Raw genomic sequence first — 12,699 nt, 5'->3', positions numbered from 1 at the left:
GTGGAGATGTCGCGGCAGGGTGGTTTGGCGTCGGATGGTCGGTGTAAGGCGTTTGCGGATGCGGCTGATGGTGCGGGGTTTGCTGAGGGTGTGGGTGTTGTGGTGTTGGAGCGGTTGTCGGATGCGCGTCGGAATGGGCATCGGGTGTTGGCGGTGATGCGTGGTTCGGCGGTGAATCAGGATGGTGCGTCGAATGGCCTGACTGCGCCGAACGGTCCGTCGCAACAGCGGGTGATCCGCCAGGCGTTGGCGAATGCGCGTTTGTCGGCGGCGGATGTGGATGTGGTCGAGGCGCATGGCACGGGCACCAGGCTGGGTGACCCGATTGAGGCGCAGGCGTTGCTTGCGACCTATGGTCAGGATCGGCCGGAGGATCGTCCGTTGCTGCTCGGTTCCATCAAGTCCAACATTGGTCATACGCAGGCGGCTGCGGGTGTGGCTGGTGTGATCAAGATGGTTGAGGCGATGCGTCGTGGTGTGTTGCCGCGGACGTTGCATGTTGATGCGCCGTCTTCGCATGTGGATTGGGCTGCTGGTGCGGTGGAGTTGGTGACGGAGAATCGTCCGTGGCCGGAGTCTGGGCGGGTGCGTCGTGCGGGGGTGTCGTCGTTTGGGATCAGTGGCACTAATGCGCATGTGATTGTGGAGCAGGTGCCGGAGGTTGAGGAGGATGCGCCCAGGCCGTCGGAGGTGGGTCCGGTGGCGTGGGTGTTGTCGGGCAAGACTGAGGCGGGGTTGCGGGCGCAGGCGGAGCGGTTGAGGTCGTTCCTGGCTGAGCGTTCTGAACTGTCGCCGGTGGATGTGGCGTTCTCGTTGGCGTCGTCGCGGATGGTGTTGGAGCACCGGGCGGTGGTGGTCGGCGCCGATCGGGACGCGCTGCTGGGTCGCCTCGGCTCGCTGGCGCTGGGGGACCCCGGCGCTGGCGTGGTCACGGGCACGAACGTGGGTGCCGGCACCGGAGCGGTGTTGGTCTTCCCGGGTCAGGGTTCGCAGTGGGTCGGCATGGCGGCCGAACTCCTGGATTCCTCCGAGGCGTTCGCTGCGCGTTGGGCGGAGTGTGAGCGGGCGTTGGCGCCGTTTGTGGACGGGTCGTTGACGGAGGTGGCGCGTTCGGCCGACCCGGCCGTCCTGGAGCGGGTTGATGTCGTTCAGCCGTTGCTGTGGGCCGTGATGGTCTGCCTGGCCGAGGTGTGGCGGGCGTCTGGTGTGGAGCCGGCTGCGGTGATCGGCCACAGTCAGGGTGAGATTGCGGCTGCTGTTGTCGCGGGCGGGCTGTCGGTGGAAGACGGCGCGCGCGTCGTTGCCCTCCGTTCGCAGGCGATCACCGCCCTCTCGGGCGCCGGCGGCATGCTGTCCGTCCCCCTCCCCGTCGCCGAGGTGGAATCCGCCCTGGCCGACTACGAAGGTCTGGGCATTGCCGCGGTGAACGGCCCGTCCGTGACGGTCGTTTCGGGCGACGCCGCAGCCCTGGATGCCATCCAGGCTGCCTGGGAAGCGAAGGACATCCGCGTCCGTCGCATCCCGGTGGATTACGCCTCGCATTCCCCGCACGTTGAGGCGCTCCGTGACCGCATCCTGGCCGATCTGGCTTCGATTGCTCCGGAGACGACCTCGGTCGGTTTCTTCTCGACGCTGACGGGTGAACTGACCGACACTGCTGGCCTCGATGCCGACTACTGGTACCGCAACCTCCGTCAGACCGTCCGCTTCGAGGACGCCGTCCAGGCCGCAGTCACCGCCGGCCACACCGTCTTCGTCGAAGCCTCCGCGCACCCCGTGCTGACCGTCGGCATCGAGCAGACCCTCGACGCGGCCGACGCCACCGGCGCGGCCTTCGGCACCCTCCGTCGCGACCACGGCGATCAGGCCCAACTCCTGTCCGCCCTCGGCCAGGCGCACCTGCACGGCCTGCCCGTTGCCTGGGAGAAGGTCCTCGCGCCGTACCACCCCCGGCGCGTCGACCTGCCCACCTACGCCTTCCAACGCCAGCGCTACTGGCTGCCCACTGCCGTGTCCGATCTGGCCGAATCGGCCGGCGCCAACGGCCACTTCAGGGCCGTGGACTCCGTCGAGGCGCGCTTCTGGGAAGCGGTCGAGCGGGAGGACCTGGAGGGGCTGGCCGAGACGCTGGCGCTCGACGGCGGTGACGCGAGCGGCGAGGAGCTGAGCGCGCTGCTGCCCGCCCTCTCGGCATGGCACCGGCAGCACCGCGAGGCGTCCGAGGTGGACCAGTGGCGCTACCGGATCGACTGGAAACTGGTCGACACGACGGTGGCGCGGCTCTCCGGGACGTGGTTGGTGCTCGGTCACGCGGACGCGCCGATGGCCGATTGTCTGGCCGCGCTGACGCAGCACGGAGCCGAGGTCATCACCGTCGAGCTGACCGATGCGGATGCCGAACGCGACGCGTTGGCACGGCGGTTGGCCGACGCGTTGGACGGCCGTCGGCCGAGCGGTGTGGTGTCGCTGCTCGCCGCCGCGGAGGATTCCCATCCGCAGTACCGCGCCATGCCGGCGGGCCTGGCGCTCACCTTCACCCTGGTCCAGGCGCTCGGCGCGGCCGGCATCGAGGCGCCGCTGTGGTGCCTGACGCGCGGCGCGGTCGCGGTGTCCGGCGTCGAGGCCCTCGCGCGGCCCGTGCAGTCCCAGATCTGGGGACTGGGACGCGTGGTCGCGTTGGAGCACTCCCCGCGCTGGGGCGGCCTGATCGACGTGCCCGAACAGCTCGACGAGCGCGCCCAACAGCGGCTCGTGGCGGCGCTGTCCGGCATCGACAACGAGGACCAACTGGCCGTGCGCCCGTCGGGCGTGTTCGTGCGGCGACTGGTCCGCGCGCCCCTGGGCACCGCGGCGCCGAAGCGGGCGTGGCGGCCGCGCGGCACCGTCCTCGTCACCGGCGGGACCGGGGACATCGGGCCCAGCGTCGTACGGTGGTTGGCCCGTAACGGCGCGGAGCACATCGTCCTCCCCGGCCGCCGGGGCCAGGCAGCGCCGGGCATCCCCGAGCTGACCGCGGAACTCGCCGCGACCGGCACCCGGCTCACCGCCGTCGCCTGCGACGTGTCGGACCGCGCGCAAGTCGCCGCCATGCTCGACGACTTGACGGCGAACGGCGCACCGGTCCGCGCCGTGCTGCACGCCGCGGCGCTGATCGAGGTCGGCTCGATCGCCGACAGCACGCTGAGCGAGTTCGACGACGTGATGGCCGCCAAGGTCCTCGGCGTGCAGCACCTGGCGGAACTCCTGGACGGTGGGACGGAGGGCGGCGGACGGGACGGCGGCGAACAGGGCGACACCGAACCGCTCGACGCGTTCGTGCTGTTCTCCTCCATTGCCGGTGTCTGGGGAAGCGGCGACCACGTCGCCTACGCCGCCGCCAACGCCTACCTCGACGCGCTCGCCGAGCACCGCCGCGCGCACGGCCTGCCCGCCAGCTCCATCGCCTGGGGCATCTGGCACGCGACCAACGAATGGGGCGGCGGCAGCATCCCCGAGGGCGTGGACCCCAGCCTGGTCCGCAAGCGCGGCCTGCCCTTCCTCGATCCGGACCTGGCGATCTCCGGCCTGCAACGCGAACTCGACCACGACGAGCCGTTCGTCGCCCTCGCCGACGTTGCCTGGGACAGGTTCGTCCCCACCTTCACCTCCGTGCGGGTCTCCCCGCTGATCGAGTCCGTCCCCGAGGCGCGCGCCCTCCTCGACGCCGAGACCACCAGGGACAACCAGGCCGGGCCGGACACCGAGACGCCGCTGCGCAAGCGCCTGTCCGGCCGGCCCGCGGGCGAACGCCGGCAGGCAGTACGGGAACTCGTCCGGACGCACGCGGCCACCGTCCTCGGCCACGACTCCGCCGACGCCCTCCCGGCAGGCAAGGCGTTCCGGGAACTGGGCTTCGACTCGCTCGCCGCCGTTGACCTGCGTAACCGCCTCAACGCGGCCAGCGGACTGGCCCTGCCGGCGACCGTCGTCTTCGACTACCCCACGCCCGAGGCCCTCGCCGACTACCTGCTCGCCGAGACCTTCGGCACCGCCGATGACGCACGGGGCACCACGACCGCGCCGACCACCGGCCCGGCCACCACCACCGTCCTCGCCGCCGACGAACCCATCGCCATCGTGGGCATGGGCTGCCGCTACCCCGGGGGAGTGGCCTCACCCGCCGACCTCTGGCAACTGCTGACCACCGGCACCGACGCGGTGCGCCCGTTCCCCACCGACCGCGGTTGGGACCTGGAAACCCTCTTCGACGCGGACGCCGACGCCGCCGGCAAGTCCTACGTCCGCGAGGGCGCGTTCCTCGACCGCGTCGCGGACTTCGACGCCGGTTTCTTCGGGATCTCGCCCCGCGAGGCCCTGGCCATGGACCCGCAACAGCGGCTGCTGCTGGAGACTTCCTGGGAGGCCCTGGAACGCGCCGGCATCGACCCGAGTTCGCTGCGCGGCAGCCAGACCGGCGTGTTCACCGGTACCAACAACCACGACTACGGCACCGCCGTCCTCCGCTCCGGCAGCAGCTCCGAGGGCCACGTCCTGACGGGCAACGCCTCCAGTGTCATCTCCGGCCGCATCTCCTACACCTTCGGCGCCGAGGGCCCCGCCGTCTCGGTGGACACCGCCTGCTCGTCCTCACTGGTCGCCCTCCACCTGGCGGTTCAGGCACTCCGCAACGGTGACTGCTCGCTGGCCCTGGCCGGCGGTGTCGCGCTGATGGCGACCCCGGGCGCGTTCATCGCGTTCTCCCGGCAACGCGGCCTGGCGGAGGACGGCCGCTGCAAGGCGTTCTCCGACGACGCCGACGGGATGGGACTGGCCGAGGGCGTCGGCGTGATCGTCCTGGAGCGCCTCTCCGAGGCCCGACGACACGGCCACGACGTGCTCGCCGTGATCCGCGGCACCGCGATCAACCAGGACGGTGCGTCGAACGGCCTGACCGCGCCGAACGGTCCGTCCCAACAGCGGGTGATCCGCCAGGCGTTGGCGAACGCCCGCCTGTCCGCCGCCGACGTCGACGTGGTCGAGGCGCACGGCACCGGCACCAAGCTGGGCGACCCGATCGAGGCCCAGGCACTGCTGGCGACCTACGGCCAGGAACGGGACGCGGACCGTCCGCTCCTCCTGGGCTCGGTGAAGTCCAACATCGGCCACAGCCAGGCGGCCGCGGGCGTGGCCGGCGTGATCAAGATGGTCGAGGCGCTTCGCCATGGCGTGCTGCCGAAGACCCTGCACGTCGACGCCCCGTCCTCGCACGTGGATTGGTCGGCTGGCGCGGTGGAACTGCTGACCGAGGCCCGCCCGTGGCCGGAGTCGGACCGGGCGCGCCGCGCCGGCGTCTCATCGTTCGGCATGAGCGGCACCAACGCCCATGTGATCTTGGAGCAGGCGCCGGAGTGGGACGTTGCGGAGGGCGAGCCGCGGCCGTCGGACGGGGCGGGTCCGGTGGCGTGGGTGCTGTCGGGCAGGTCCGAGGCCGGGCTCCGGGCCCAGGCCGAGCGGTTGGGTGAATTCGTCGCGGAGCGGCCGGAGTTGGCGCCCGTGGACGTTGCCTTCTCGTTGGCGTCGTCGCGTGCGGTGTTGGAGCACCGGGCGGTGGTGGTTGGTGCGGATCGGGAGGCGTTGCTGGCGGGTGTGCGGTCGGTGGCGGCCGGTGATCCTGCTGCGGGTGTGGTGACGGGGGCCGGCTTGGATGTTGGTTCGGGTGCGGTGTTGGTGTTCCCGGGCCAGGGCTCGCAGTGGGTTGGCATGGCCGCCGAACTCCTCGACTCTTCCGAGGCGTTCGCGTCGCGTTGGGCCGAGTGTGAGCGGGCGTTGGCGCCGTTTGTGGACTGGTCGTTGACGGAGGTGGCGCGCTCGACCGACCCGGCCGTACTGGAACGCGTTGATGTGGTCCAGCCGCTGCTGTGGGCGGTGATGGTGTGTCTGGCGGAGGTGTGGCGGGCGGCTGGTGTGGAGCCGGCGGCCGTGATCGGTCACAGTCAGGGTGAGATCGCGGCTGCGGTCGTCGCCGGTGCGCTGTCGGTGGAGGACGGCGCCCGCGTCGTAGCCCTTCGCTCGCAGGCGATCACCGCGCTGTCGGGTGCCGGTGGCATGCTGTCCGTTCCGCTGCCCGTCACCGAGGTGGAGTCGGTCCTGGCCGGCTACGAGGGCCTGGGCGTCGCGGCGGTCAACGGCCCGTCCGTGACGGTGGTTTCGGGTGATGCGGCGGCTTTGGATGCCGTGCAGGCAGCCTGGGAAGCGAAGGACATCCGCGTCCGCCGCATCCCGGTGGATTACGCCTCGCACTCCCCGCACGTCGAGGCCATTCGCGACCGCATCCTGACCGACCTCGCCCCCCTCACCCCCGCAGCATCGCCGGTCGGCTTCTTCTCGACGCTGACGGGTGAGTCTGTGGACACCGCCGATCTCGACGCCGGTTACTGGTACCGCAACCTGCGCCAGACCGTCCGTTTCGAGGAAGCGATCCGAGCTGCGATAGCCGCCGGCCACACCACCTTCATCGAAGCCTCCGCGCACCCCGTGCTGACCGTCGGCGTGGAGCAGATCCTCGACGCGGCCAACGTCACCGGTGCCGCCTTCGGCACCCTGCGTCGCGACCACGGCGACACGGCCCAACTCCTCACCTCCCTCGGCCAGGCGCATCTGTACGGTCTGCCCGTTGCCTGGGAGAAGGTCCTGGCCCCGCACCACCCCCAGCGGGTCGATCTGCCCACCTACGCCTTCCAACGTCAGCGTTACTGGCCCAAGTCCGTGGTGCGGGTGTCTGGCGATGCGCAGGGTCTGGGGTTGGGTTCGGCGGGACACCCGTTGTTGGGTGCGGCGGTGACGTTGGCGGACTCCGAACAGGTGGTGCTGACGGGCCGGTTGGCGCTCTCCACGCACCCGTGGCTCGCCGATCACGCCGTGCGCGGCACCGTCCTGCTGCCCGGCACCGCCCACCTGGAGCTCGCCCTCCACGCCGGGCACCAACTGGGTTGTGACACGGTGGAGGAGCTCACCCTCGAAACGCCGCTGACCCTCCCCGGGACCGGCGGAGTGCAGCTCCAGGTCAGCGTGGAGTCCGAGGACGAGGCGGGGCGGCGCGCGCTGTTCGTGCACTCCCGGCCCGACGCGGACGGCGATGCGCCGTGGACGCGGCACGCCACGGGCGTACTCGCCCCGACCGCCGCCCCGCCGGCGCCGACCGGACTGGAGGCATGGCCGCCGGCCGCTGCCACCCCGGTCGACCTCACCGACGTCTACCAGCGCTTCGCCGACCAGGGCTTCCACTACGGCCCGGTCTTCCAGGGGTTGCAGGGTGTCTGGCGGCGCGACGGCGACGTCTTCGCCGAGGTCCGGCTGCCGGCGGACCAGCCCGTGGACGAGTTCGGCCTGCACCCGGCGCTGCTCGACGCGGCCCTGCAATCGATGATCGCGGTCGGCCTGGAACGCGCCGGTGACGACGGTTCCGAGGTGGGCCGGCTGCCCTTCGCCTGGAGTGGCGCCACGCTCACCGCCGTTGGCGCCCGAGCGCTGCGCGTGCGCCTGTCGAGGGTCGGCCGGGAAGGTCTGGCGCTGACCGTTGCGGACGGCACCGGCGCCCCCGTGGCGTCCGTCGAGTCGCTGGTATCCCGCCCGGCCTCGACGGTGCGGTTCGACGCCGCGGCCCAGGGCGCCAACTCCCTCTACGCCGTCGAATGGGTCGCCCTCGCGCCACAACCGGCGGCCGATGCCACACCGGCCCCCACCTGGGTGCTGCTCGGCGCCGGCGACACGTTCGACGCGGCCGAGTCCGGAGCGCCGGCCATCCGCCGTTACCCGGATCTGGCCGCCCTGCGCACCGCGTTTGACCAGGGAACGGCAGGAGGCGCGGACCAGGCCGAGATAGCCGCGGTACTCGTCGAACTCGGCCCGGACGGCGCGCCGTTCACCGCACCGCAGACGCAGACGCGCACGCACACGTCGACCCAGACGCCAACGCACACCCCAACGCACCACACGTCGGCGCCCTCGCCAACCCCCACCCCCGATGACGTAAGGGCCACCGTCACCGGCGCCCTGGAACTGGTCCAGGAATGGCTGGCCGACGAGCGGTTCGCCGGCGCACGGCTGGTCGTCGTCACCCGGGGCGCGGTCGGCGTGCTGCCGGACGACCGGGTCGACGGCGTGGTGGCCTCGGCGGTCTGGGGACTGGTCCGCTCGGCACAGTCGGAGCACCCCGACCGCATCGTGCTGGTCGACGCCGAGGAAGCCGAACGCGGTGAGGCCGCCGTCGCCGCACCGGCCCTGAACGCGCCAACCCTGCTTCCGCAGATCCTCTCCGCGAACGAACCCCAACTCGCCGTTCGAGGCGGTGAGTTGCGCGTACCTCGACTGGCGCGGGCCGCCGGCGCCGGCGGCCTGGCGCTGCCCGACGGTGACGACTGGCGGCTGGACGTGACCGAGGCCGGCACCCTGGAGAACCTGGCGGCGCTGGAGCACCCGGAGGCCCGGCGCCCGCTCGCCCCCGGCGAGGTGCGGATCGGAGTGCGGGCCGTCGGCCTCAACTTCCGCGATGTGCTCATCGGGCTCGGCATGTACCCCGACGCGGTGGCGATGGGGGCCGAGGGTGCCGGCGTGGTTCTGGAGGTCGGGCCCGAGGTGCGCGATCTCGCCCCGGGCGACCGGGTGTTGGGCATGTTCTCCGGCCAGCTCGGCCCGGTGGCCGTGGCGCACCGCCCGCTGGTCGCCGCGATCCCCGAGGGCTGGTCCTACGAGCGGGCCGCCACCGTCCCCGTGGCCTTCCTGACCGCCTGGTACGCGCTGACCGAGCTGGCCGGGCTGCGTGCCGGCGAGTCGGTGCTGATCCACGCCGCGGCCGGCGGTGTGGGCATGGCCGCCGTGCAGGTGGCACACCACCTGGGCGCGCGAATCCTGGCCACCGCCAGCCCCGCCAAGTGGGAAGCGGTCCGTCAACTCGGCGTTACGGACGTGGAGTTGGCGTCGTCCCGCACCCTCGACTTCGAGCAGCAGTTCCTGGAAGCCACCCGGGGCGCCGGCGTCGATGTGGTGCTGGACGCGCTCACCGGCGAGTTCGTGGACGCGTCGCTGCGGTTGCTGCCGCGCGGCGGGCGCTTCATCGAGATGGGCAAGAACGACGTCCGGGACCCCGAGAAGGTCGCCGGCGACCACCCCGACGTCACCTACCGCGCCTTCGACCTGGTCGAGGCCGGCACGGAGCACCTCGGGCGGATGCTCACCGAGGTGATGGACCTCTTCGCCCGCGGCGTGTTCACCCCGCTCCCCACCACGACATGGGACGTCCGGCACGCCCCGGAGGCGTTCCGGGTCATGAGCCAGGCACAGCACGTGGGGAAGCTGGCGCTGCGGATGCCGGCGCCACTGGACCCCGAGGGCACGGTGCTCATCACCGGCGGCACCGGCACGCTGGGCGGCCTGGTCGCCAGGCATCTGGTGCGCGAACACGGCGTGCGGCACCTCCTGCTCACCAGCCGCCGCGGCCCGCAGGCACCCCAAGCGGCCGACCTGCAAGCCGAGTTGACGGAGCTGGGCGCGGACGTGGAGATCGTGGCCTGCGACGCGGCCGACCGGGACGCCCTCGCCGCCGCCCTGGCGGGCATCCCGGCCGCACACGCCCTGACCGGCGTGGTGCACGCGGCCGGCGTGCTGGACGACGGCGTCATCGAGGCGCTCACCCCCGACCGACTGGCGGCCGTGCTCCGCCCCAAGACCGACGCGGCACTCAACCTGCACGAGCTCACCCGGGACCTCGACCTCGCCGCGTTCGTCCTCTTCTCCGGCGGCGCCGGGGTGTTCGGCAATGCGGGCCAGGCCAGTTACGCGGCCGGCAACGCCTTCCTGGACGCGCTGGCCCAACACCGCAGGGCCCGGGGCCTGCCCGGCACCTCGCTGGCCTGGGGACTGTGGGCCGAGGCCAGCGGCATGACCGGCCACCTCGCCGACACCGACCGGACCCGCATGGCCCGCGGCGGCGTCCGCCCGCTCACCACCGACGAGGGGATGGCCCTGCTCGACGCCGCCCTGCGCACCGACACCGCGGCGCTCGTCCCGATCAAGCTGGACCTGGCGGGCCTGCGGGCCAAGCGGAAGCCGGTACCCGCCCTGCTGCGCGGCCTGGTACGCACCGACCACCGGCGGACCGCCGAGTCCGCCGAGACCGCGGCGGGCCCGTCCTTCGCCCAACGCCTGGCCGGCCTGCCGGAGACGGACCGCGACCGGTTCCTGGTGGACCTCGTCCGCGGCCACGTCGCGACCGTACTGGGCCACTCCTCGGCCGACGCCGTCGAACCGGACCGCGCGCTGGGCGAACTTGGCTTCGACTCGCTGACCTCGGTCGAACTGCGCAACCGGCTCTCCACGGCGACCGGGCTCCGACTGCCCGCCACGGTCGTCTTCGACTACCCCACCCCGGCCGCCCTCGCCGCCCACCTGCACGCATCGTTGGGCACCGGCCCGGCGGCACCGGCACCCCGGGTGACCCTGCTCGACGACCTCGGCCGCCTGGAGGCCGCACTGTCCGCCGTCCGCCCCGACGATCCCTCCCTCGCCGCCGACGAGGCCGTACGGGAGAGCATCACCGCCCGACTGCGCGCCCTGGTGCACCAGTGGAACGAGGCGCAGGCGGGCCCGGACGCCGGGGCCGACGCCGACGATCTCGACTCGGCGAGCGACGACGAACTCTTCGAGGCTCTCGACAACGAACTGGGGCGCTCCTGATGCACACGGGGGACGTAGGCCACCGCCACGACGAGGGAGTGCTGTGATGGCGAACGACGACAAACTCCGCGACTACCTGAAGCGGGCCACCGCCGACCTGCGCGACGCCAACCGGCGGCTCCGCGACTACGAGGAGCGGGACGCCGAACCCATCGCGATCGTCGGCATCGGCTGCCGCTACCCCGGCGGCGTCCGCTCCCCGGAGGACCTGTGGGAACTGGTCCTGGCCGGCGACGAGGCCATCGGCGCGCTCCCGGCCGACCGCGGCTGGAACCTGGACACCCTCCTCGACCCCGACCCGGACCGCCCCGGCACCAGCTACTCCCGCGGCGGCGGATTCCTCTACGACGCCGCCGAGTTCGACGCCGCCTTCTTCCGCGTCTCACCGCGCGAGGCCCTGGCGATGGACCCGCAACAGCGGCTGCTGCTGGAGACCTCCTGGGAGGCCATCGAGCGGGCCGGCATCGACCCGACGGCCCTGCGCGGCAGCCAGACCGGCGTCTTCATCGGCGCCGCCCCCTCCGGCTACGGCTCCGGCCGACGGGCGACCACCGAGAACTCCGAGGGCCACGTCCTCACCGGCAACGCCACCAGCGTCCTCTCCGGCCGCCTCGCCTACACCTTCGGCCTGGAGGGACCGACCGCAACGCTCGACACCGCCTGCTCGTCGTCCCTGGTCGCGGTCCACTGGGCGCGCCAGGCACTGCGTCAGCGGGAATGCACCCTGGCCCTGGCCGGCGGCGTCACCGTGATGGCAACACCCGGCATCCTCACCGCGTTCAGCCGCCAGCGCGGCCTCTCCGAGGACGGCCGCTGCCGGGCGTTCGGTGCCGGCGCGGACGGCTTCGGCCTCGCCGAGGGCGTCGGCATCCTGGTCCTGGAACGCCTCTCCGACGCCCGCCGCCACGGCCACCCGGTCCTCGCCCTGATCCCCGGCTCCGCCGTCAACCAGGACGGCGCCTCCAACGGCCTGACCGCCCCCAACGGCCCCTCCCAACAACGCGTCATCGCCCAGGCACTCACCAGCGCACGCCTCTCCAGCCGTCAGATCGACGCGGTGGAGGCGCACGGCACCGGCACCTCACTGGGCGACCCCATCGAGGCCCAGGCACTGATCGCCGCCTACGGCCAGGAACGGGACGCCGACCGACCGCTGCTGCTCGGCTCGGTGAAGTCCAACATCGGCCACACCCAGGCGGCCGCGGGCGTGGCCGGCGTGATCAAGATGATCGAGGCCATGCGCCACGGCCTGCTGCCCAAGACCCTGCACATCAACCCCCCTTCCCCGCACGTGGATTGGTCCGCCGGCGCGGTGGAGCTGGCGACGGAGAACCGGCCGTGGCCGGAGTCCGGCGGGGTGCGCCGCGCGGGGGTGTCATCGTTCGGCATGAGCGGCACCAACGCCCATGTGATCCTGGAACAGGCACCGGAGTGGGATGTTGCGGAGGACGAGCCCCGGCCGTCGGACGCGGGCCCGGTGGCATGGGTGCTGTCGGGCAAGTCCGAGACGGGGCTGCGAGCCCAGGCCGAGCGGCTGCACGGCTTCCTGGCGGAGCGCCCAGAGTTGGCGCCCGCGGACGTTGCCCTCTCCTTGGCCACGTCGCGGGCGTCCTTCGACCACCGGGCGGTGGTGGTGGGCGCCGACCGGGAGGCGCTGTTGGCCGGTGTGGACTCGGTGGCGGCGGGCGACCCCGGCGTCGGCGTGGTGACCGGCACCGCCACCGGCTCGGCCGTCGGCTCCGGCCCGGTGCTGGTCTTCCCGGGCCAGGGTTCGCAGTGGGTTGGCATGGCGGTCGGTCTGCTGGATTCGTCGGAGGCGTTCGCGTCGCGTTGGGCCGAGTGTGAGCGGGCGTTGGCGCCGTTTGTGGACTGGTCGTTGACGGAGGTGGCGCGCTCGACTGATCCGGCTGTGTTGGAACGCGTCGATGTCGTTCAGCCGTTGTTGTGGGCGGTGATGGTGTGTTTGGCGGAGGTGTGGCGGGCGGCTGG

At 72.4% G+C, this 12,699-nt stretch carries 2 protein-coding genes; both read left to right on the top strand.

Going from position 1 to position 12,699, the window contains the following annotated elements:
- The coding region (locus tag ACFVFQ_RS37685) for a type I polyketide synthase (protein ID WP_383425119.1) at positions 1-10,710 on the top strand (10,710 nt) is incomplete at its 5' end.
- Positions 10,711-10,756: 46 nt separating this feature from the next.
- Positions 10,757-12,699: type I polyketide synthase (locus ACFVFQ_RS37680; protein WP_383425117.1), on the top strand; the 1,943-nt coding region annotated here is incomplete at its 3' end.

The organism is Streptomyces sp. NPDC057743 (genome assembly GCF_042798755.1).
Taxonomy (GTDB): Bacteria; Actinomycetota; Actinomycetes; order Streptomycetales; family Streptomycetaceae; genus Streptomyces.
The sequence above is the reverse complement of the archived record's forward strand: the minus strand, read 5'-3'. Positions and strand labels throughout refer to the sequence as shown.